General features: G+C 44.7%; 22 protein-coding genes and 1 pseudogene. 6 read left to right on the forward strand and 17 right to left on the reverse strand.

Annotated elements, in window-relative coordinates; all coding sequences use genetic code 11:
- Positions 1–30 precede the first annotated feature (30 nt).
- The 3 genes from mnmH to BN2762_RS11485 form a co-directional block, all read right to left on the reverse strand.
- Complete coding sequence (mnmH, locus tag BN2762_RS11475; RefSeq protein WP_055107123.1) at positions 31–1,062, reverse strand: tRNA 2-selenouridine(34) synthase MnmH; 1,032 nt, start codon at positions 1,060–1,062, stop codon at positions 31–33.
- A 33-nt stretch (positions 1,063–1,095) separates the two neighbouring features.
- Complete coding sequence (selD, locus tag BN2762_RS11480) at positions 1,096–2,142, reverse strand: selenide, water dikinase SelD (protein ID WP_055107124.1); 1,047 nt, start codon at positions 2,140–2,142, stop codon at positions 1,096–1,098.
- Between the two features lie 185 nt (positions 2,143–2,327).
- Complete coding sequence (locus BN2762_RS11485; protein WP_055107125.1) at positions 2,328–2,816, reverse strand: MarR family transcriptional regulator; 489 nt, start codon at positions 2,814–2,816, stop codon at positions 2,328–2,330.
- Positions 2,817–2,976: 160 nt separating this feature from the next.
- Here BN2762_RS11485 and BN2762_RS11490 point away from each other — a divergent pair, with 160 nt between their 5' ends.
- The 3 genes from BN2762_RS11490 (at position 2,977) to BN2762_RS11500 (ending at position 6,247) form a co-directional block, all read left to right on the forward strand.
- Complete coding sequence (locus BN2762_RS11490; protein WP_055107126.1) at positions 2,977–3,720, forward strand: NADPH-dependent oxidoreductase; 744 nt, start codon at positions 2,977–2,979, stop codon at positions 3,718–3,720.
- 108 nt (positions 3,721–3,828) lie between these two features.
- Positions 3,829–5,532 (forward strand): GMC family oxidoreductase, encoded by a 1,704-nt coding sequence (locus BN2762_RS11495; protein ID WP_230202497.1) that lies wholly within the window; start codon positions 3,829–3,831, stop codon positions 5,530–5,532.
- Positions 5,513–6,247, forward strand: coding sequence for a YheC/YheD family protein (locus BN2762_RS11500; RefSeq protein WP_074048714.1), 735 nt, complete (start codon positions 5,513–5,515; stop codon positions 6,245–6,247). The genes BN2762_RS11495 and BN2762_RS11500 overlap by 20 nt, the downstream gene beginning before the upstream one ends.
- A 147-nt stretch (positions 6,248–6,394) precedes the next feature.
- Here the strand turns inward: BN2762_RS11500 and BN2762_RS11505 are convergent, their stop codons facing one another.
- The 8 genes and pseudogenes from BN2762_RS11505 to BN2762_RS26055 all read right to left on the reverse strand — a co-directional run.
- Positions 6,395–7,153, reverse strand: a complete 759-nt coding sequence (locus BN2762_RS11505; RefSeq protein WP_055107128.1) for an SDR family NAD(P)-dependent oxidoreductase — start codon at positions 7,151–7,153, stop codon at positions 6,395–6,397.
- Positions 7,154–7,347: 194 nt separating this feature from the next.
- Entirely contained in the window at positions 7,348–8,286 is a 939-nt protein-coding gene (locus BN2762_RS11510; RefSeq protein WP_055107129.1) for a VOC family protein, read from the reverse strand.
- Between the two features lie 666 nt (positions 8,287–8,952).
- Positions 8,953–10,548, reverse strand: coding sequence for a stalk domain-containing protein (locus BN2762_RS11520; RefSeq protein WP_148499929.1), 1,596 nt, complete (start codon positions 10,546–10,548; stop codon positions 8,953–8,955).
- A 263-nt stretch (positions 10,549–10,811) separates the two neighbouring features.
- Positions 10,812–12,362: a solute symporter family protein gene (locus BN2762_RS11525; RefSeq protein WP_055107132.1), complete on the reverse strand. Its 1,551-nt coding sequence runs from the start codon at positions 12,360–12,362 to the stop codon at positions 10,812–10,814.
- A 3-nt stretch (positions 12,363–12,365) separates the two neighbouring features.
- A complete protein-coding gene (locus BN2762_RS11530) occupies positions 12,366–12,707 on the reverse strand; it encodes a DUF485 domain-containing protein (protein WP_055107133.1) in 342 nt (113 codons plus the stop codon).
- 352 nt (positions 12,708–13,059) lie between these two features.
- Positions 13,060–13,818 carry an SDR family NAD(P)-dependent oxidoreductase gene (locus BN2762_RS11535; RefSeq protein ID WP_055107134.1) on the reverse strand — a complete coding sequence of 253 codons (759 nt, stop codon included), beginning with the start codon at positions 13,816–13,818 and terminating at the stop codon, positions 13,060–13,062.
- Positions 13,819–14,028: 210 nt separating this feature from the next.
- Entirely contained in the window at positions 14,029–15,066 is a 1,038-nt protein-coding gene (locus BN2762_RS11540; protein WP_055107135.1) for a serine hydrolase domain-containing protein, read from the reverse strand.
- 452 nt (positions 15,067–15,518) lie between these two features.
- Positions 15,519–15,635: pseudogene (locus tag BN2762_RS26055) on the reverse strand (VOC family protein); the annotation flags it as partial.
- A 266-nt stretch (positions 15,636–15,901) separates the two neighbouring features.
- Here BN2762_RS26055 and BN2762_RS11550 point away from each other — a divergent pair.
- Positions 15,902–17,242, forward strand: coding sequence for a lytic polysaccharide monooxygenase (locus tag BN2762_RS11550; protein WP_055109952.1), 1,341 nt, complete (start codon positions 15,902–15,904; stop codon positions 17,240–17,242).
- Positions 17,243–17,430: 188 nt separating this feature from the next.
- Here the strand turns inward: BN2762_RS11550 and BN2762_RS11555 are convergent, their stop codons facing one another.
- From BN2762_RS11555 to BN2762_RS27265, 4 genes are all read right to left on the reverse strand, one after another.
- On the reverse strand, positions 17,431–18,591 hold the full coding sequence (locus BN2762_RS11555) for a cobalamin-independent methionine synthase II family protein (RefSeq protein ID WP_055107137.1): 1,161 nt from the start codon (positions 18,589–18,591) through the stop codon (positions 17,431–17,433).
- Between the two features lie 226 nt (positions 18,592–18,817).
- Positions 18,818–19,111, reverse strand: a complete 294-nt coding sequence (locus BN2762_RS27705) for a hypothetical protein (RefSeq protein WP_222861067.1) — start codon at positions 19,109–19,111, stop codon at positions 18,818–18,820.
- 16 nt (positions 19,112–19,127) lie between these two features.
- Complete coding sequence (locus BN2762_RS27260) at positions 19,128–19,379, reverse strand: hypothetical protein (protein WP_055107138.1); 252 nt, start codon at positions 19,377–19,379, stop codon at positions 19,128–19,130.
- A 76-nt stretch (positions 19,380–19,455) separates the two neighbouring features.
- On the reverse strand, positions 19,456–19,956 hold the full coding sequence (locus BN2762_RS27265; protein WP_055107139.1) for a DUF5412 family protein: 501 nt from the start codon (positions 19,954–19,956) through the stop codon (positions 19,456–19,458).
- Between the two features lie 372 nt (positions 19,957–20,328).
- Here BN2762_RS27265 and BN2762_RS11570 point away from each other — a divergent pair, with 372 nt between their 5' ends.
- Positions 20,329–20,592: an AbrB/MazE/SpoVT family DNA-binding domain-containing protein gene (locus BN2762_RS11570; protein ID WP_055107140.1), complete on the forward strand. Its 264-nt coding sequence runs from the start codon at positions 20,329–20,331 to the stop codon at positions 20,590–20,592.
- The gene (locus BN2762_RS11575) at positions 20,589–20,996 is read left to right on the forward strand and encodes a type II toxin-antitoxin system death-on-curing family toxin (protein WP_055107141.1); all 408 of its coding nucleotides are present in this window, start codon (positions 20,589–20,591) and stop codon (positions 20,994–20,996) included. The genes BN2762_RS11570 and BN2762_RS11575 overlap by 4 nt, the downstream gene beginning before the upstream one ends.
- A 685-nt stretch (positions 20,997–21,681) precedes the next feature.
- Here BN2762_RS11575 and BN2762_RS11580 read toward each other — a convergent pair.
- Both BN2762_RS11580 and BN2762_RS11585 read right to left on the reverse strand, forming a co-directional pair.
- On the reverse strand, positions 21,682–21,990 hold the full coding sequence (locus BN2762_RS11580; protein WP_055107142.1) for a hypothetical protein: 309 nt from the start codon (positions 21,988–21,990) through the stop codon (positions 21,682–21,684).
- Between the two features lie 74 nt (positions 21,991–22,064).
- Positions 22,065–23,408 carry a BaiN/RdsA family NAD(P)/FAD-dependent oxidoreductase gene (locus tag BN2762_RS11585; protein WP_230202499.1) on the reverse strand — a complete coding sequence of 448 codons (1,344 nt, stop codon included), beginning with the start codon at positions 23,406–23,408 and terminating at the stop codon, positions 22,065–22,067.
- Positions 23,409–23,421: the final 13 nt, after the last annotated feature.

Raw genomic sequence — 23,421 nt, forward strand, 5'->3', positions numbered from 1 at the left:
CTCAACGAGCGGGCTATAAGTATGCAGCAGTTAGAATCGGTTAGCTAGGAAATCCTTCACTCCTTGCACCGCTTCTATCACAGTATTCGCTTCAATTATCTTTTTTTCTTGCTGATATTGCTTCATAGCATATTCATAACGCGGATCGTAATAGTACTCCAATAGCAGCCTGACTGCCTCCTCGAACTGATCCGTCTCCAAGTTCATCGTGATCTCTTTGGCTATTGGCGTATGAATGCGCTCCTTGATTAGATTATATCCTTGAATCAATTCCGGCTTGTGTTCCTGTGGCTTGTAATCCGCCACGATCTGACGGACACGTTCCTCCAGCGGCAATTGAATGAATAGCTGCATGGCCTGTTCCTTCTTGCTTATGAGAAAATCCGGAAGCACCACTTTGCCGATCCGCTTGCTCTCACCTTCCATTAGCACATATGGCGATTGTTGCAGCTCAAGCAGATCCGTGACGAGAAGCGAATCAAACGTTTTCTGATTGTTTGCCTTTATACCAACATGTCCGAATACGGAGCCGCGATGTCCGGCCATGCCTTCCAGGTCAAGCACCGGATACCCTTCGTGTTTCAGCTGTCTTAGGATAGCCGTTTTGCCAGTGCCCGTATTCCCCAATAGAACGACAGGTCGTGGTTTAAGATCAAACTGTTCGAGCGTCTCCACAACCCATCTTCGGTAGGTGCGAAAACCTCCTGTTAGCCGGTAAACCTTGATGCCCATTAACGCTAATACCGTCGCCGTTGTTCGGCTGCGCATACCGCCACGCCAACAGAAAACAGCCTTGGTCCCTTGAATTTGCTCGAACTGTTTAATAAAAGCGGGAAGCTTGGCCGAGAACAACTCCAGCCCTCTGTCCATTGCGGCTTTCACGCTGACCTGCTTGTAGATGGTGCCAATCTCCGCCCGCTCTGCATCGTCAAAAAATGGAATATTCAGGCTCCCTGGAATAGTCGCATCGTTGAACTCAGAGGGTGAACGTACATCAATCGTTACAATTTCTCTATTGTGTCTTAGCGCTAGTAGCTCATCTATGTTCATGTCCTGAAACAAAACAATCGTCTCCTTACCATCCTGATTCCCCGCTTAAAGCACAACGATGCGCCCAGGGTGATCGATTGTCGTTTCCCCAATGATGCCCGCTTCCACTCCCGATTGTTTGAGGCTGCTGAGCAGTTCCTCCGCTTGATCGCCGGCAACCGAGATCAGAAGGCCTCCCGAGGTTACGGCATCACACAAAATCCATTGCCCGATCTCATCCAACGACTCCGGAAATGTGATGGAATCCCGAACATGAGCATAATTGTTCTTCGTTCCCCCTGGAACAAAGCCTTCTTCCGCAAGCTCCCTGACTCTTGGAAGAACAGGCACGCTCGACGCGGAGATCTTTATCCCAACACCGCTGCCTTTAGCCATTTCAAGTGCGTGGCCCAGAAGACCGAAGCCTGTGACATCCGTGCAGGCATGTACGTTGAAGGGCTCCATTTTTTCCGCAGCCGTCTTATTAAGAGTTGCCATCACCTCGGTCACACGTCCCACTTCTGCTTCTGACAGCTTGTCCTTCTTGATGGCCGTGGTCATAATTCCTACCCCGATTGGCTTGGTCAAAATCAGCTTATCCCCCGGAAGAGCTCCTGCATTCGTGCGCACCTTGTCCGGGTGAATAAGGCCTGTTACGGCAAGTCCGAACTTAGGCTCATTATCGTCGATGGAGTGGCCGCCTACCAGCGTGACCCCTGCCTCCTTCATCTTGTCTCCCGCCCCGCGCAAAATATCTGCGAGTACCTGCTTATCCAGCGTCCGTATCGGAAATGCCACAATGTTGAGTGCGGTGAGCGGTTTGCCGCCCATGGCATAAATGTCGCTAATCGCGTTAGCCGCTGCAACTTGGCCGAAGGAATAAGGATCATCCACAATCGGCGTGAAAAAATCGACGGTTTGCACAAGTGCAAGCTCATCGTTAAGTTTATACACTCCAGCATCATCACTCGTATCTGTCCCAACCAGAAGATTCGGGTCCGGTGTAATTGAAGGCAAGGACCGCAATACTTGCGACAAGTCCCCAGGGCCGATTTTACATCCGCAACCTCCCTTAGTGGAATAAGACGTTAGCTTAACCTTATCCGTGTTCATAGGCTTGGATCCCTTCTATATAGAGTGTTTGCATTTTACAATAAACCGGCTTTTGTTAAATCGTCCTACATAATTAGGATAAACCATTCATTTTACAAAATCTATTTTTGAGCCGTGAATCGGTCAAGAAAAGCGATACAGCAGTTGACCGACAGCTATTCTATGCCAGCTTGAACCCCCGCAAGCTACTTCAGACTGGCCAGCTTCTCCAGAAAGTCTGCCACAATTTCCAAAGATGGCCCGTCGAAGCTCGCCAACAGTTCCATTGCCTTCTGATCCTTCTCCTGGTGAAACAGCCGATGCAGTTCGGCCAATTCGGCGCCAAGCGGAGTCACGGAGAAATAAATTTCCTTCAGGTTGTCTGGCAGCTGGGTTTTCCGAATCAAACCCTGCTCCAGCAATTTACGGGTAATTTTGGAGACGGCGCCTTTCGTTAAGCCCATTTCGCGGGCGATATCGATTCCTATAATGCCGTCATGCATATAGATGACGTCCAGAACATGCAGGCTGGAGATGGATAGGCGGGGCACCAGCTTTTTCAGCCGATGGTCGGCGACGCGCTCCGTCAGCCAAAGCCGGTCTTGATCCTCGTCGCTTTCACTGATGAGGATCCGGTATATTGATTTTTCAATGCGGTTTTTGAGCTGAAGCAAATCATCATTTATATCTGGCATAAGGCAAGCCTACCTTTTTTTCTCTCCATTATACCATGGTTTCCACGGAAACCATTTGACAGCTCGTTACATCCTTGCTAATATTGTTTCCATGGAAACCATAATGCGAAATGCGGTCTTCATGCAGCTTCTACAGAAACCATATTTGGAGGGAAATTTTATGAATGAGGTTATCCAAGTCATCCGCCAGCATCGCTCCATCCGCAAGTTTAAAAATGCCCCGTTGACCGGCGAGCAAATCGAAGTCATCGTCGAAGCGGCGCAAATGGCGCCAACTTCGGCGCATATGCAGCCGTTCTCGATCATCGGCGTCACGGATCAGGAACTGCTAAAGAAGATCGCAGCCCGATCGGAAAATCCGTGGATTGAGAAATGCGGCTACTTTTTTATCTTTTGCGCGGATCTTCATCGCATGATGCTGGCCGCCGCCCCCGACCAACAGGAAAAAATGGGCGCCAACCTGAACTTCTCGTATTTTTACCAGACTGCTGTGCTAAGCTCCGCGCTTGCCCTGCAAAACGCCAATTTGGCGGCCGAATCGATGGGGCTAGGCGCCGTGATCATCGGCGGGATTACCGGGGCTCTGCCGGAACTGGACCAATGGCTGGAACTGCCGGACTTCGTCATTCCTTTGGTGGGTCTTGCGGTAGGCGTCCCCGATGAATTCCCTGAGCAAAAGCCGCGCTTGCCCAGGTCCGCCGTGTTTTTTGAAAACCAGTACAATCACGATCTTAAAGCACAAGTCGAGCGGTATGACCGGGAAATTGAGGAATATTACGGCGCGCGAACGAACAACAAGCAGAAGGCCAGCTGGTCCGGGAAATTTATCGCTATGCTGGATAAGGATTTGCCATTGGGCGGATATACGGAATATGTGAGGAGCAAAGCCTTTGATCTGAAGTAGCCTGACATATGAATGACACTTGACCACGTCAAAAAGTCCACATACGCCTATAACACACTTGCCCAGCGGGAATACAATGAACCATACACTTTAACTAATTAAAGGGATGTGGGCCTATTGGGAATTTGGAAACCAGCCGATTCGAGAAGGTTTGATTATATCGTAATCGGTGCCGGAACCGCGGGAGGCGTTATTGCCAAAAAGCTGACGGACGACAAAAAAACCTCAGTACTCGTCCTCGAAGCAGGAACCAATATTCAGAACAGCAGTGCTTCCCTGGAGACAGCAGAGCTTGAAGCAAATAATAATAAGCTCTCATTCAACATTCTTTCAAGCACGGAGCAAAAGATCGGGCATCAGCTTAGACTAAGAGGCGGGAGAGCCATTGGGGGAAGCTCGCAGCATAATTTCATGGCAGCCGTGCGCGGAAGCAGAAATCTGTACGATGAATGGTCAGACCTCGTCGGTTCTCAATGGAGTTATGAAGCGATTCGTTCCTTATTCAAAGAGAATGAATCCTATACGGGAAGCACCCAGAGCCCTAATGAACGGGGAACAAGAGGACCCATTTTTATCAGGCAACAGCTTATTCCGGAAGATGGACTTATCAGCGTTATAGGCAAAGCAATCTCAGAGGTATTGGGTGTTCCGATTGTGGAGGATTATAATACCGGTATTAGGGATTGTGCGTCTTTCAAAGTTCAAGCTACTCAACAAGAAGTGGACGGCATGTTTACGCGTTCCTCTACGGCAACGGGTTATCTGAATCGAAATATTGTCACGCAAGGAGATCAGTTCGAGCCGGATGAAATAGGCATCGGGCGCAGGAAGTTAGAGATTCTTGCAAAAACAACCGTGAATAAAATACGGTTCAGACGCAAAGAAGGGACTTACGTGGCCGTCGGTGTCGATTATGTCCGAAACGGAGTATCCCAAACAGCATTTGCCCGAAAAGGAATCATTCTTTCTGCGGGAATTTTCTCATCCGCTATTTTACAGCGTTCAGGGATCGGCAGATCGGAGGATTTGGCTGAAGCCGGGATCGAAACCCTAATCGACAGTCCTAATGTGGGGCAGCATTTTCAAACTCAATATTTTTCGGCCATGGGAGTTGAAGTGGAAACAAGCCGACTGCTGCAGGTGTTTGCCGCGGACCCCGACCAGCCATATACATCCGGTGCCTTTAAAAAAGAAAGCGGCCCGGGCCGGCGCCTTCAATTAGTGGGGCTTCCAGTGCCATTTGCAATTCCGATTCAAGATGTAATCATTAATGGATGGCAATTTGATCCGGAAAAAGCGACAAATATAATGAGTTTTGCGATTTCCGACCTTAACCCTGCTAGCAGAGGGACAATTCGTATTACTCATAGCGATCCCGAAGCTTATCCCTCGATTAACTTAAATCCATTAGAAGATCCTGATGATTTAAATTATATGGTCGATCAGTATATTGAGACGTTCAACATTGTGAAGAAAGCCCGCAAAATGGATCCGGGCGGCATTTACAACGTCGTGTACCCTCCCGAAGATATATTCCATATACCGAATGAGGTGGAAAAACGTACCCTTCTCGCAGCTTATGCCACAGCTTCTTATACGAATTTCGACCATTTTGGAGGACAATGTAAAATGGGGCGGACGATTGAGGAAGGAGTTGTCGATGGATTCCTGAATGTTTTTGGCACAAAAAAATTAAAAATCGCCGATCTTTCCGTCGCGCCTGTTCTACCGGATGGCAACCCTTCAGTCCCTGTTCAGATGATCGGATTGAATGCGGTTCGTTTTATTCGTAATGAACAAAGTCGACAATAAACAGCGCACTCGCTCTGAGAGCAAATGGGTAAAATATCAAATTTTAAAGAGCCTCCCAGATCTTGCTCCGTATTTACCAGCAACGCAAAGATTTACGAGGCGGAATTTATGGCAATTTATTGCGAAATACGGAACCGTCATGCTCAAACCGACTCTCGGGCATTCCGGTTACGGGATCATCCAAGTCTCCCGCTTGGAGAAATACCGGTATGCCCTACAAAAAGAAGACAGAAAAATAATATTGGATGGCAAGCAAGCTGTATATGAACAAATTGACAAAATGATTCTTGACCAAAGTTATTTGGTGCAGCAACGGATCCCGCTAGCCCAGATCGAAAAAAGACCCTTTGATATAAGAGTCGTAGTAAGTAGAGCAAATAAAGATACCGCACGGAAAATAAAAGGAATGTTTGCTAAAGTAGCGGAAGAAGGTTATGTCATTTCAAACGTCGCCAGGCAGGTTATTCCGGTTAAGCAGGCGATCGAATCTTCAAATCTGAAGCCTGATTCCATCCAAAAATTGATACGGAAGATCGAGCTGGTATGTCTGGTAGCTGCAAGGTATCTTTGTTCGTTTTATCCTTCTCAGAACATGATCGGCTTGGATATAGGATTAGATAGAGATGCTCAGGTCTGGATTATTGAGGCGAACTTTAAACCAAGCATGAAGCCTTTTTTGTTACTTTTGAAAAGACGATCCGAGCCTCAAAAGTGAGGAAAACCTTGCTGAGATTAAGAATCTACGCTCCTTAGGCAGATTTATGCGAATGCTGCAGCAGTACTGTATATATAACAAAAGCCACTCTAATTTGAGTGGCTTCTTTAGAAGTATGAGCATTCTATTTAGAACAATTCCTACAGATTAGTGAGCAACTTGTCCGCCATCGACGGCATAAACATATCCGTTATAGAAGCCTGCCGCATCGGAAGATAGGAATATGACCATTTCAGCGATTTCTTCCGGTTTAGCGGCACGGCGCATGGGAACGTTCGAAGTAACTTCAGCCCATTTTTCTTCGTCGTCCTTCCACATTTGAGTCATAGGTGTTTCAGTTAAACCTGGTGCAACGCTGTTTACACGAATGCCATCTTGGGCGTAGTCAAATGCAGCTGCTTTGGTTAAACCAGTAACTGCATGTTTTGCAGCAACGTAGGGTGCCATATTAGGATCGGCGATTAAACCCGCTACCGAAGCCGTGTTTACAATGGTGCCACCACCGTTAGCAACCATATATTCAAGTTCATATTTTACCGCAAGAAATACGCCTTTGACGTCAACGGCCATGACTTGATCAAATACATCCTCTTCAATTTCTGCGAATTTTGCGGGTTTATTTAAAATTCCTGCATTATTGAAGGCGTGATGCAATCCGCCAAAATGCTTTACTGTTTGTTCGACAAGCGATTTTACGTCTTTCGAGTTTGTTACATCTGTTTTAAAGAATGCGGCTTCTCCGCCTTCTTTTTGAATCATTTCAACTGTTTCATTGGCTTGCTCATTCACGTCGCCAATGGCTACCTTCGCACCACGACGTGCAAAGGCAATCGCTGTGGCACGGCCAATCCCGGTTGCAGCTCCAGTAATTAATACGACACGGCCTTCAAAATCCTTTAGGCTCATCTCTTTACCCCTGAATTTTTTACTAATTAAGCCTCTCGGATTTAATATTCCGTTGCCGTCCCTAGATTATTCGCTGCGCCTATCTCAACTAGTTTCCATAGAAAGCCGAATTGGAAAATAGGAAAGCCCGCTCAGTGAGCGGGTTACGTATGAGGCGAACCGTCGATGTAAGACCACAATTCGCCGCCGTTAAATTATTGTACAGAGTCAGATGGTCTGTTGTAAGCTTCCTGTAATTTCGCAAGATCAAATTTCTTCATTTTAAGAAATGCTTCTGTGACGGAAGCCATCTGCTCCGGTGTACCCTTGCTCATCATCTCGTCCATCTCTCTCGGCACAATCTGCCAGGACAGACCATACTTATCTTTCAGCCAGCCGCATTGTTCGGCTTCAGGAACTGCAGAGAGCTTGTTCCAGTAGTAGTCAATTTCATCTTGTGTGTCGCAATACACCACAAATGAAACTGCCTCATTGAAGCTGAATCTATGCTCATGCGCGCTGTCCATGGCGGTAAACCACTGATTTTCCAGCATGAACTCAGCGAACATGATCGTCCCTTCTTTATCGGGCTCCATGCCTTTGGGGTAGCGGGCAGTAAGTCCCTGCTTTGAATTCTTAAATACGGACAAGTAAAAATGAATTGCCTCTTCCGTTTTCCCGCATACCTCACCGACAAACAACATCGACGGCAGGATCGCAGGGCGCTCTTCGCCTTCGGGGTTGGTAAGAATTAACTGCCACGTCATACCGTACTTATCCTGAATCCATCCATATCTTTCACTGAACGGATACTTATCAAGCGGCATTAACGCTGTGCCGCCATCCGATAATTTGTTCCAAACCTCATTCAATCTCTCTTCCGCATCTTTGTCTCGAGAGGGGTCAAAATTAACCATGATAGACACTGACGGATTGATTTTAAAATGAGGTCCCGCGCTGATCGCCATAAACTTCTGACCCCAAATTTCAAAGGAGACTAGATCACTATCGCCAGACGGTGTGTTATGTAATGTGGTGACACTCGTCATTTTTGAGTCCGGGAATAAGGAGACGTAAAACTCTGCTGCTTCTTTTGCCCCCTTGTCGTACCATAAATGCGGAACAATCTTTTGATCTGTTAAACGAATTGACATGATTCAACAGCCCCTTTGTGGAGGATATTCGACACCTCTATATTGTTACACACTGATGGGTTGGTAAACCTATATATAAATTATAAAGACCGTTAACCATTTCTACAATATTGATGAACCGCTCCATCTAGAATACTCGCAGCACCGCACCGCTTCTCTTACCATTGCTCAAGAAGACTTGTGGTCTCGTAGTTATTATATTGATTGACATAATCTAATGCTGTCAATCCATTAGTGTCTTTCATATTCACGTCGGCTCGCCCCACTCTCGAGAAGCAGATTGGCGATTTCAGATTAGCCTTTATATACAGCGTACCATAGCACGGAAATGCCATCCGAGGATTCAATTTCTCCATCATTAGTCGAGACCGTTGCATCAGGATTCGCACCTGCCCGCAGTAACTCCCTAGTTTCATACAAATTATTATTTACCACAGCCTCACTTAATTCTGAGTGCAGCGATTCATTGTACACCTTAGCTCCTGCTTGCCTTAATATTTCCACAATATCCACCGTATGTTTTTCGAACTATTTTACTATATGTTGGTGGTAAATCCTCCTACCGTAAATATAATGCACTAGGTATAATTTGAGATTGTCAGATCACAAAAAACCCTGCTTATGAGTAGCTTAAGCCACTCATAAGCAGGGGTGCCCGATTCGGTATCATTCAACCTTCAGGCTGTAAACTCGACTGAAGTAGTAAGCATCCAATACGTCAAACTCTTTCGGTTTGGAACCGACGGCGTTTATCGCATAGATCTTATTGCCTAAGCTGTAATAGACAACCCCTCCCAGGGAGTAAACGTTCTTAATGCGGACCCAACCATTATCGAATTCCAGCGGGAGCTCCACTAGCTTCTGCTTTGTTCCATTGGATAGGCTGACTTTATATAAAGTTTGGGTAGCATCCAGCCAGTGGCCGTCCTGATTGTTTTCGACAATGTAGATATCCCTTCCGTCAAACTGCATGATCGATATCCCCAGCTTGGACAATTTGCAGATTACCCGTTTATTAGAACCGTCCAGATTCATTTCGCGCAATTCTTTGGCTTGATTGTCGAGGTAATATATTTTTTGATTATAAATCACCGAATGGCCCACATCAGCATCTCCGGTCAACTTCGTATCTTGTCCTCCGTCCTTCGTCATTCTATACAGAGTCCACCGCTTGTTTTCATAGTAGCCATAATAAATCCAATTATCATTAACATATTTCAGATAGGAATCCTTCTTTGATAGTGGCGTCTTCTTGCCGTCCTTCAATTTGTAGATCCTATAATCCCCGTCTACGTGGCTTGTGAACCATAAAGTTGTGCCCTCCATGTAGACATTTCCTTCAGCTAGATAGCCTTTACCTAAGAACTGAGGTTGAGAAGGGGCATCATCATTGACCGTGTAAAGTTGGTACTTGTTGGAATTGTAATACTGAATCCCCCCTTTGCTAAAGACAAAACTCAACGCGTCGCTCCATTTACTTTCGAAAGTGGATATTACATTCCCTTGCAGGTCTACCTTGTGGTAGAATCTTTTGGTTAAGTTATAGGTGGAGTCTTCTATATAAAAATGACCCTCACTTACATTCATTATGAACGGTTGTACTGCGTCATTAAACTTTATCTTTTTATTTTCTGTCGTACCGTCAGCATAGATATGAAATAAGTTCAACCCTGCAGAATAAACAACGTAAGGATTTAAAGTTCTTTTCAGCTCGGCCAGCGTGCTGTCAGAGTATGTATTCTTTTCCTGGCTAATAATGATGATTCCGTCTTTATAAAAAAGATTCTTCTGAAAAATATCTTCCACAACGTTTCTTAAAGGCATATAGGTGGTACCGTTTGCGGTTTTACCGGGAGCGCTCATGGATATGACCCGATCATTGACAGTTAGCTTAGTTTCCCCCAGCTTGATGCGGGCCTTATTACCGTTAATGACGATACTTATTTCTTTGGTCTTGGGATCCCAGGACATCGTTCCGCCAAGCTGCTCGGATATGAATTTTAACGGAATGAACGTAGTGCCTTCCTCAATAAACGGGGTAACTGCCGGTTGGCTGGGATCAATGCTCTTCTGCTGACCGTTTATGTATGCTTTGGAGCCGTTCACGCTCAGTACAATAGCATTTTTAACTTCACTATCGGCCTGATCCGTCAACTGGCCCTGCCCAGCTTGGCCGGATGACCCGGATTGAGCTTCCTCGGCAAAGGCCATAGATGAAAACTCGCCTCCCAACCCGGAGAGTAAAACAAACAATAATGCCATTATGCCATATTTCCTCAATTCACATTCTCCATTCTTTCATCAAATTTGGAATATACTATTCTACTTTCATTCTTTTAACTAGGATTTTACAATAACAACCACCCCCCTGCAATGGATTGAAATCAAAAGGTAGCGTATCCAAAGTCATCACCTGATGTCTTTGTGAAGCCCCGCCTAATAAAGAAACCCTGAAAGGCATTAAGCCAATCAAGGTCTGAGAGCATAATTACATCCAATGTGAAATCTTAGTATTATAAATGCAATTACATCACCGTGTTACCCATTCCCGTATTGGAACGTACGAGAATTTCATCGAACTCGACTTGGTGGTCTGCTTTGCCTTTTTTTCGCGACAGCATGGTGCCTATAAAACCAGCGATGAAGCCAAGCGGAATGGAGACAATACCCGGAGTCGTCAACGGAAACCATGGCTGCCCCACGAAAATGGCCTTCCCGGCTTCAGGATGAAATACGTTTGGACTGACGATAACGAGGCCCACGGAGGCGATCAGCCCAACCACCATAGCCCAGATCGCCCCATTTGTATTGAATCGTCTCCAGAAAATCGTGTATAGAATAACAGGCAGGTTCGCACTGGCAGCAACGGCAAACGCCAGCGATACCAGGAAGGCAACGTTCAGATTTTGGGCAAATAGAGCCAGAATAATGGAAATGACAGAAATCCCGATAGAAGCGCACCGTGCCATGTTAACCTGCTGCTTCTCGGTCGCCTTCCCTTTTCTCAAGATTTGATTGTAGAAGTCATGGGAGAAGGCCGCCGCGGCAGTAAGCACCAATCCTGCTACAACGGCGAGAATCGTCGCGAAGGCTACGGCCGAGACAAAGGCAAACAGCATATTGCCGCCCAGCGCCTGTGCGAGCAGCGGAGCTGCCATGTTCCCCGCTTGATCTGCAGCGGTAATATCGCCATTTCCCACAAAGGCGGCAGCGCCAAAGCCCAGGAAAATCGTCATCACATAAAAAAGGCCGATGATCCAAGTTGCGTATACAACGGAGCTGCGGGCTATTTTGGCATTCCTAACCGTAAAGAAACGGATAAGAATATGAGGAAGGCCTGCGGTTCCAAGGACTAACCCCATCGTCAAGGACAGGGTATCCAGCCCATCTTTATACCTCACGCCCGGATTAAGAAATTTCTCTTGGAGCGGCGTTGCTTCTTTGACCTGATCGAACATGCCTATGACACTCCAGTTGAATTTATGCAGCACCAAAATCGAGATGAGAAGCGTTCCGCCCATCAGCAGAACCGCCTTAATAATCTGTACCCAGCTCGTAGCATGCATTCCGCCAAAAGTGACATAGACGGTCATGAGAATCCCAACGATGATCACGGAGGTTGCAAAATCAATGCCGAGAAGCAGCTTGATCAGAGCTCCTGCACCTACAAGCTGGGCAATCATGTAGAAGATGGAGATGACCATCGTGTTAAACGCAGCGAACCCGCGAATTTTTGCAGCTTTAAAGCGAACGGCGATCATATCCGCAAATGTATATTTTCCTAAATTCCTTAAAGGCTCCGCGACCAGAAATAGGACGACTAAATAAGCGACGAGGAATCCGATGCTGTAGAAAAATCCATCAAACCCGGCTAACGCAATCGAGCCCGCAATTCCTAAGAACGAAGCCGCTGACATATAGTCTCCGGCAATCGCCATCCCGTTCTGCCATCCAGTCAATCCGCCGCCAGCCGTGTAGAATTCGCTTGCAGATTTATTTTTCTTAGAAGCCCAGTAGGTAATAACGAGTGTCAGGGCAACGATAGCCAAAAACATAATAAATGCAGCCGTATCCATCGTCTACCTCACCTTCTCAGCTATAATTTGGTCGGAGATTTTATCGAACTTGGCGGCTTTCTTGTAGTAGATCATGCAAAGCGCCCAGGTCATGACAAATTGTAGGAAGGCAAAGATCCAAGCCCATGTGATACTGCCGTAAAAGGGGTGGTTCAAAATGTTCGTGTAGGAGGTCAGAATCGGCAGAGCGAAATAAAAGCAAAGGAAAAAGATCGTGAAAGGAATAAGAAATGTTTTCTTGGCGCGAATCAGCTTTCTGAATTGGTCAGACCTCGCGATGGATGCATATTGTGCGGGAGTGAGCTTCTGCCTTTTCCGATCAGCGGTTAACGGTTTACTTCCCATCGGCAATCCCCTCTCATTCAATTAGCATACCTGCATGACACAAATACGAAGCGCTTTCAGCCATGCCGTATAATTTAGGTGGTCCCCACTTTTAATGAATATGTGAACATTTTATGAATATGCAATGTGCAAATAGCAGCTCTTTTTCGGGATTATTCGGCTGTCTTGCTCTTCACCCGAACGTGTCGGTCTATTCTCTCCTTTCGGTTCAGCCTTCTAAAGGCGACGCCCCGCTCGGCGTACAACACAACAAGCGACCTATTAGGGTCGCTTGTTAATGGTACATATAGGGGCAAAGGGAGTCGAACCTTGTCCGAAAGCAGCTCCAAATAAATGGGACAATTCATAAAGATTAGTGAGCAACTTGTCCGCCATCAACGGCATAAACGTATCCGTTACAGAAGCTTGCAGCATCGGAAGATAGGAATACTACCATTTCAGCGATTTCTTCCGGTTTAGCGGCACGGCGCATGGGAACGTTAGAAGTAACTTCAGCCCATTTCCCGGGGTCATCCTTCCACATTTGAGTCATTGGGGTTTCAGTCAAACCTGGTGCAACGCTGTTTACACGAATACCATCTTGTGCGTAGTCAAATGCAGCTGCTTTGGTTAAACCGGTAACCGCGTGCTTTGCTGTCACGTACGGTGCCATATTAGGGTCCGCGATTAGACCTGCCACCGAAGCAGTGTTTACAATGGTCCCACCACCGTTAGCAACCATATGCTCAAGTTCATATTTTACAGCAAGGAATACGCCTTTGACGTCAACGGCCATGACTTGATCAAATACATCCTCATCAATATCTGCGAGCTTTGCTGGTTTATTTAAAATTCCTGCATTATTAAAGGCGTGATGCAATCCGCCAAAATGTTTTACTGTTTGTTCAACAAGTGATTTTACTTCTTTCGAGCTGGTTACATCCGCTTTAAAGAATGCAGCTTCTCCGCCTTCCTTCTGAATCAGTTCAACCGTTTCGTTCGCGCGGTCATCCACGTCACCAATAGCAACCTTCGCACCGCGACGTGCAAAAGCAATCGCTGTTGCACGGCCAATACCGGTTGCAGCTCCAGTAATTAATACAACGCGGCCTTCAAAATCTTTTAGGCTCATCACATTTCCCCCTTAATTTTCCTTATTGGGCTTCTCGATTTAATATTCCGTTGCCGGCTCTAGATTATGCTCCCTGCGAAATAATGCATAGAAACAAAAAAACTCCTCCAGCGAACTGCTGAAGGAGAACTACGGTATAATTGCATTGCACTTGGAGATTACAAGGGGAGCCTCCGGACAAAACTGGTTAAACTCGCAAAAGGCGGAAAATCAACGATTCGCTAAAAGTATTTCATCCATTCGGGAAGCGATGGAGCCCGCACCCTGGCCGACGTTTGCTAAAATATGAGCTTCCGCCTTCAACTCCGGGTAGTATGAAGATTGCATGACAACACCAGGATCTCCTCCCATAACAAAATACTTAAATATTTCGTTGTTTATTACTGTAATCCATACCCCATAGCCATAATGGATAACCCCGCTATCTTGAACGTGCGGGAAAAGCATCCGTTCAGTTACGCTTTTCGATAATAATTGGTTCTTCATTAACGCATTCCAGAATTTAACCAAATCATGCACCGTAGTATACGCCCCTCCATCAGGCCCTCCTACAATGGGTATGGAGTATATGTTGGTTTTCCAATGATCATCGTTACCCACATAGCCTATAGCAGTACGTTCAGGTAACTGATCCATGCGAAAATATCCTGAATCCTGCATTCCACAAGCTCGAAAAATGTTCTCTTCGACATAATCGTTAAAACTCAATCCCGTTAATCTTTCAACAATTAATCCAAGCACAATGAAACCAGCATTACTATATGAAAACTGAGTTCCCGGATCAAACTTCATGGGTCGATTCTGGAATAATGGCAGAAAACACTTGGGCGAAGTGATCGAGTACATCGGCACTGTTCTCCACAGACTTTCATAGTCTGTCATGAATTCTTCATCGTAGTAATCAGGAATACCGGAAGTGTGAGTTAGTAAATGATGAACCGTAATTCTGGGATCAAGTTGATCTAAATCAATTTCTAAGTCACTTATTAAAGTGTCAAACTCTAGGAGTCCCTTCTGAACAAGCTGACAAATAGCGACTGCGGTAAATATTTTGCAACCAGATGCGATGCCGAATCTTGTATTCGTTGTATTCTTAATCTTGTCGCTGCGATTGGCGAACCCATAGCAATTTTCAAACTTTGCCTCACTTCCAGACGCAAATAAAACTGCACCAGAAAACTGAACCTGTCCATTCTCCTTCTGGTTATGCTTCTTAATGATTTCTTCAATTATTCCCGCATCCATTATATTTTACTACCCCCTTCTCTTCTTCCGGACTGAACGTCTGCTTTCGGCAGCGCGATGATGGTTACATGTTAATGCCTTCCTACAACACAACTACCAATTTATATGTATATCTTGGATCCCATCGCCGCTACAATACTTACTTGATTGATTAACAGCCCTACAATAAGTATAAACCATTGCCCAGCTTCCATATATAGACAAAACAATTTTAGGTATTCTATACACAATAAGGCTCAACAGTAGCAACACCTGTCGAGCCTTTCCTCTAACACTTGATATAGATGATTTTTTCCACTACATTATGGCATCGAGGGATTATTATGTGGGGTTCTTGGAGGAGCTTAATCATTTATCTTTTGTACGCTTCCTGTAATACCGCAAGATCCAATTTCCTCATCATAAGAAATGCTTTGGTTACGGAAGCAATCTGTTCCGATGTACCCTGGCTCATCAACATTCGTAATTTTGGAGTCCGGGAACAAGGAAACGTAAAACTCTGCTGCTTCTTTTGCCTCTTTGTCGTACCATAAATGCGGAACGATTTTTTGATCGGTTAAACTAACTGACATGATTCAACAGCCCCTTTGTAGTGTAGATCAATTCCAAATCCCCCTATTGTCCAATTTCAACGCTTATTTTAATACCTGCCCAGCAATAACCTCTTATTCACCAACACAATCATTTATTACCCCAAACATTAGTTATATATGCTCGCTTATTGAGCATACATATTGACCTGGAAGGAGGTCAGGAAGCACGTCGTAATGCAATCAAGATACGAATGATCGTGGGTTCCCAGTGCATAGTTTATCAAAAAAAGGAGGAGTTTTCCTTGATGTCAGACCTGAGTTTCCCCCATTCTGGACTTATGAAGAAGGTTTTGGCTGGCGGTCTTTTTATGATGCTCGCTTGTGTGGCTCTACTCTTATTTGAGTCCAAAGCATCCGCTCACGGATATGTAAGTAATCCTTCCAGCCGTGCGGATTTATGTGCAAGAGGAATCAATAAGAATTGTGGACTTATTATTTATGAACCGTATAGCTTAGAAGCAAAAAAAGGATTCCCGGCAGCAGGTCCAGCCGATGGTAAAATCGCAAGTGCTAACGGCTTGTTCGCTCCACTAGATCAGCAATCCGAATCGCGTTGGACAAAAGTAAACATTTCACCTGGACCAACGACTTTTAACTGGAATATAAAAGTACCTCATGCCACAGCCAGCTGGAAATACTACATTACCAAGCAGGATTGGGATCCGAATGCACCATTAACTCGTGCATCCTTCGACTTAACTCCTTTCTGTAGTGTACCGTATAAAGGCAAGCCGTCTAATACTTATTCCGACACTTGCAACGTACCGAACAGAACGGGATATCAAGTCATCCTCGCCGTTTGGGAAATTGCGGATACAGCAAATGCATTCTATAACGTTATCGATGTTAACTTCTCCGGTGGGGGCAGTCCAGATACAACACCGCCAACTGCTCCTACAGGAGTAACCGCTTCCCATGTTGCAGCCACTAGTGCAGCAATATCCTGGAATGCAGCAACAGATAATGTAGGCGTTACGAATTATCGTATTTTTAACGGTTCAAACCAAATTGCTTCCACAAGTGCACTGAATTACAACCTAACAGGCTTAACACCTAATACAACCTACAACATTACCGTTAAAGCAGTAGATGCTGCGGGGAACGTATCACCGGCCAGCAATTCTGCATCCTTCACCACACTAGCTGTAGTAGGTCCTGATACGGAGGCTCCCTCAGCCCCTACAAGCTTACATGTGATGGGTACAACTACATCTACTACAGTTTCTTTGATGTGGAATGCTTCCACAGACAATGTGGGCGTAACAGGCTATCAAGTGTTCCGAGGCTCGACATTAGTCGCTGCGGTTTCAGGTTCAACGCTTGAATACACCGTTACGGGTCTATCGCCAAATACGGCTTACTCCTTTACCGTAAAGGCTGTTGATGCCGCTGGAAATGTATCCGCTGCCAGCAATATTGTCAATGTAACTACTCCTAGCGCACCTGTCACCTACCCAGCGTGGGATGCATCCACGGTTTATGTTGGCGGGAGCAAGGTAACCCATAACGGTGTGAACTATGAGGCTAAATGGTGGACTTTAGGTGAAACTCCAGGAAATGCAGATGTTTGGAAAGTGATTCCTTAATATTCTGAATTCTAAAAAAAATGACTACAGAAAATTTCTGTAGTCATTTCAGATTCCACCCAAACTCCTTTGCCGCAAGGCGGAACTTAGGAGTGTGATATAGGGCTATAAAATATCTGTCATTGGGGTTCGATTCATATTTAAAAGATTAACCCCAAAAATATGGATATTCGATTGCAAGCTAAACATTATTTATTCCAATATTGCTGGGCTATCCTTTGTCCTTGTTTAATTTTTGCCCATTGCTCTGCCTCAGTTAATTCATTACCCCCATCACAAGAAGCAAATCCGCATTGATGGGACAGCAGCAATCGATCCTTGTCAATAATACGCGATGCTTCATCAAGCATTCTGAAGACTCGCTCTTCATCATCTAGCGTATTCGTTTTGGATGACAACAAGCCAAGTACAATTTCTGTTTCCGGCTTATCCTTGAAGACGGCAAGCGCCTCAAGCGAACCTGCGCGTTCATCATCCCATTCCAGGAAGAAGCGGTCATATTTAAGCTGCTTCAGGAACAGATTAGCAATTTTCACATAGGAGCCGCCACCCATATTCCGGGAATCATAGTTGCCGCGGCAGTTATGCGTCCACATTTTCAAACCTAAACGATGGCCAAAATCAATCAATGTATTGTTAATGTCAATAAATTCAGCAGCAAGAGCTTGGACTTCCTCTTGATTGATATGTTCACCGGTATATGGAGAATTCGGGTTGTCATCTGCAAACAGTTCCCATAAGCAATCGTCAAATTGCAGGATTGTGCCTCCAGCCGCAGCAAATTCCTCAACAAATTCCTTATATGCCTGGACGAGGCCATTTTTAAGCTCATGTCGATCCTTGTAAACCGCGTCTTTGCCGCCAATGTTATCCGACCATGACAACTCGCCAAAAATATGGGATGGCGAAGGTACGCATAGCTTCGTTTCACGGTCGCCAGCTAGAGCTTGGAGTTGTTTGAATATGCCAATAAAATGATGGTTCTTTCCGCTCAATTCACCTGTAATGCGCAAACCAATATCTTTTCGCGTCTCATATTTCGAACTCCCATCCATATCACGGAAGAAATACCCATGATCCGCAATATAGCGATCAACTCCTTGAAATCCCCAAACAAAATCTAGATGCCACATGGATTTGGAATATTCACCATCCGTAATAATGGACAAATCATGCTCAATTTGTTTCTCAACTACAGCCTTAATTGCCTCTGCTTCACACTGCTCATAGCCCTCAAAATCTTGATAGAACGGATAGCTGATGTCATCACGATGTTCTATTTGTGTTTTATATTTCAATAGTTCAGACGGCCGCAACAGGCTGCCTACTGTTTGGAATTTACTGCTCATTCAAAAAACCTCCTCATTCTGCCTCATCTCGTAATGCTCTGATTGTAGCATGGAAGAAGTATTATAACGTAACACCCAAAAGTCATAACTAGTTATAACCAAAAGCTATAGCGGGTCAAGTGGGGGACCAAATAATCGCATAGAAAAATCCACAACCTCATACGGCTTGGATTTATATAAAATGAATAAGTGGGCAAGCACGTCCGACAATTATTGCTGTGATAAACTAGTAAGATTCATTATACCATGGGCCATACCCTGGCACTACCTTATAATCCCAATCCCCACCTGGTCTAACTTTACCGACAAAATAACCGACTGCTGAAAGATACGGATCTATAGGAAAAGGATTGTATTTGTTTGAGTCAACTACTGACCAATAGAATCCTTCTAACTCCGATCTATTACTTTGAGCCAAACTATAACTTTTTAAAGGAGGTACACCAGGATCTCCAAAAGGTTGAGGGATATAATTTGTTCCGTTATTAGAGAATTTATCTATCATTTCTTCTTGCGTCAATACATAGATTTGAAAATTATCTTATGCCACCTGTTCGAACACCAAAATTCACACTATCCATGTCATTGACATATTGTTCAAACAATTCACCACTAACACCGATCTCTTTTGCATTAGTGTTAATAACAATTTGTCCCTGTGCATCAAGTGTTGTAAAACCATTTCTAACAACAACTTCATGTAACTCTTTGACGGATTCTATTGGTTTCGAAGATACAACTACAGTCGTTAATGATGTAATACTGGATAATAGCAATACTCCAGCCATTAGAATTGGTAAAACCCTCCTTAAAAACATTGAGGTTTTTGAATTTACCGTGAACAAGAATGTGTATTTTGTCGAATTAACCTTGAGGCGGCAGTTTAGTTGATCTATACGGATCATTTCGAAAATCATATTTTTCGTTTTTGGATATATCCAACAATTTTCCGCCAATGATAACTTTGTTGTTTCCAACCCATTCCACATATGGACTGTAATCAAAGTCATTAAAATAGATCGTCGTCCTTTTTTTGTTTTTTCTTTCAATAATCTCCGCTCTTGCCATTCGGGAGAATATATTAGTATAGTGATACGTCCTAATCTCATACTTGTCGTCCGGCGACGGAACAGTTTTATTCAAGTGCCCTTTGGGCAAAAAATCGAGATTATGAAAATAATTATACCCATAAATCGCCAGAAAGCTTCCGCTCAAAACTAATGTAATAAGTCCATACTTAGGGAAGTTAGATTTTTTTATAAAATACATAATTAACCTAATTAATACATATAGCGAGGTAATGGATGTTATAAATACACATAAAATGGCCAGGTAACTAAGATAACTAAAAAAATTATCGTTCATAGTATAATCCCTCCTAATATACAATATAATACTAGTTTTTACAATAATTATTATATTAAAAGCTAATAAAATACTTGAATGAATAATTTTTAGTTATTAAAAGCGGCAGTTGATGTTTTACATAATAATTAATATTCCAAAGTTTTGCTTTTTAGAATAAAGTTCGACAAAAAGAATCCAACCCCTACTAAGATTGGACCCTCATCCCGGCACATGGGCGATTGATATCCCTGATCTACCCACAGCATAAAGATAATATCTCTGCTTTTCATATCTACCTACATTAGAAAGTTAAAACCTATAGTTTAAATTCCAATTTTATAACTGTATAATTGTTATAACAATTGAATATGATGATATGGAGGAAACCTAATGAACAGGATGATTGAGATGGAACGGAAAGTGACCAAATTTGGCAACAGCCTCGGTATAACTATGACTGATGCCTTGAAGCAAATTGGACTGGATCAAGGCGACACAGTCACCATTGATGTTAGTCCAGCCACAGGAGAAATAATTATTAAGAAGTCAACAAAAGTCTCCTTACCTGAAGGAATAAGTGCGGACTTCATGGATACTTTGACGGATGTAATTGAAGAATACGATCAAACGCTGCGAGGACTTAAAGACAGATGACGTCCATCCGCTATTTATCCGTCCAAGAAGTAATAGCAATCAATGTAGCCATGATACAACGATATAGCCCGGGGGAACACATTGGAGTTAAAGAGCCTGGATTGCTCGAATCGGCTGTCCATCGACCTCAATCTTCTGCCTTTGGCGAAGATGCTTATCCTACTATTTTCGAAAAAGCCGCAGCTTTGTTCGAATCCCTCGGTCAAAACCATCCTTTCTACAACGCAAACAAGCGGACTGCTTTTACAGCACTGGTTGTATTCCTACGCTATAATGGCCTGCACTTTAAAATGGATACAAAGAAAGCCGAAGATTTTACTGTAGATATGGTTAATCATCAATTCAACCGTCAACAAACGGCTGCGATCATTGAAGCCCACTGCTTCACGATTCCCAAATCATAAAGTACAAAAATACCGTCCTCTTGCGGATGGTATTCATAGAATGAGCGGGGTTCGTTGAGGCAATTTTGGATTGGATACACACCTCAATAGGGCTCACCATCATAAGGGATTAACATGTTGGTACTTATTAATGCAAATGACAATTGTCTAACCATAGTAGTTTGATAGACTGTAGACAAACTTTTTTACAGCAAAAATCCACAACCTCTTCTCTGCAAAGAAATGGGAATTCTCCATCCACAGCGAGGGTTAAAGAACCCCCCGTAGGTCTTCTTTTTGTTAATAATTAGCCGGTATTTTCACCGCAGCAACGTCGTCAGTTTCCGGTAGCCGAAGGCAGCGTTGGGGCCTTGAATCAAGCGTCTGAGGTATCCTTTAATGCGGGCATCTCCCACCTTTTTCCATCCTTGTCATAGGAGAAGCCTGGAGCAGGCCGACCGCTGCTGACTGGCTGCTGGCGTTCAGGATGCCTTAGGCGATAGTAGTAACTTGAACGTGGGACTCCACATAGAAGGAACACCTTTTAAACAGGATACCCTTGCTGGATCCAAGAGATAGCTACTTCCAATCGGGAAATCGTCTTTTCATGGATTCTAACTCCTTACTCATTTTAGTGTATCTGAGGTGGATTAGAGTGTCCAAATGGGGCTCAATAGAAAGAGCACCTTATTAGGTGCCCTCTACCTTAACCTTCTATATATTGCGCATTGAAATGCTCAGCCACTTCTAGCATTTTCTGAAAAATAATCTCATGCGATACGGCTACATACAAGTCTCCCTCATAATATCGGAATGGAATTGTCGCCTCTCCTAGCCGCCAAAGAAAAAAATCTCCCGGAATCTTCATTGTCGTATCAGCAGACCGAAAGGAATACTCCTGTGCATATACAAAATCCGTTTGAGCTGCAAAATAGCTTTTACATTCATCAAGAGACATGACTTGATCAGGGTGATTGCCGTCAGCATTTCTCGTAATTCGATATCTAGTATTCATCCAGTACCCCCGCCATCTTTAATACGTTATCTTTATTTGCCGACCTATGTTCCCTGCGTGGGAAGGGCAAACAACTATCCATCTTTATCCACAATGCCTGCAAGGTGATCAGCGAGCGCCACCGCGGCGGAATAGCCGGAGCTCCAGGCCCATTGCAGGTTATAGCCACCGCAATCCCCGTCCACATCCATCACCTCGCCGGCCAAATAGAGCCCAGGCACGAGCTTGGATTCTAGCGTTCCTTCTTTTAACTCTGTCGTATCGATGCCGCCGGCTGTCGTTTGGGCGTTCGGGAAACCATTGGTATCGGTGACGATGAAATCCCAATGCTTCATGAGGCGACACAGGGCTTTCCTGGCTTTCCACGATAAATCCTGACACAGCAGATTCTGGTCCTCATCGATTCCCGCCTCTTTCAAGAGGACGGGGATCAGCTTCTTGTTCAAAATACCGATCAGGGAAGCAGCCACCGTCCGGTGTCCGAACATTCCCCAATGCGTATCCAGAAAATCGACGACCTCTTCCTCTGTCCGGTCTGGCATCAAGTCAAGCGATAAAGTCACCTTTTCTCCTCTTCCGAGTTGATATGCTGCCTTTCGGCTTAACTGGAGAATCGGCGGGCCGGAAGCGCCATAATTCGTAAACAGAACCTCTCCATACTCACTGCGGATGACTTCACCATTAACAATGATATGCCCCCATCCCTCGAATTTTACTCCGGAAAGTTCCTTCAGATATGGGCTATCCAGCTTCAATTGAACAATCCCGGGTACAGGATCGATCAGGGTATGTCCCAGTCGTTGGGCAAGGGTGTAACCGGAGCCGTCCGTTCCTGTCTTTGGAGCGGTAAGGCCGCCCGTACAGAGGAAGAGATAATCGCTCGTATATGTGACCTCTCCCTCTTCCTCCGACTGGCATTGAATCGTGAATCGCGGATGTCCCTCCGACACGGTAACGTCCAATACTTTGGTTTTGAAGTATATCGGAACATTCCGATCCTCCAGTGCAATCCGGAAAACCTCTAACACTGAGGCAGCCTGCAGCGACATCGGGTACATTCGGCCATTCTCAATAGCAGTCAGCGGAAGGCCGAGTGTGTTAAAGAAATCAACAGTTTGCCGAACGCCGAATTGCTGCAGCACAGGCAGCGGAAATTCCGCTTGATTGCTATGATATTTGGTCGATAAATTGACCGCTTCATCCGTACCCGTCGCCGTCGATTTGTTCGTAATATTGCAGCGGCCATTGCCGGTTGTTAGTACCTTCTTGCCGACCCGGTCATTGCTTTCAATGATCGCAGTATCGATCCCTCGGTCTCGCGCATTAACGGCGGCCATAAGACCTGAAGCGCCTGCACCGATAATGAACAGCTTGTGGTGCTTTGTAGATTTCGATTTATACATAAGTGTTGAATTCATTCCTTTTTCTAAT

The sequence above is a fragment of the Paenibacillus ihumii genome, assembly GCF_001403875.1.
Classification (GTDB): domain Bacteria; phylum Bacillota; class Bacilli; order Paenibacillales; family Paenibacillaceae; genus Fontibacillus; species Fontibacillus ihumii.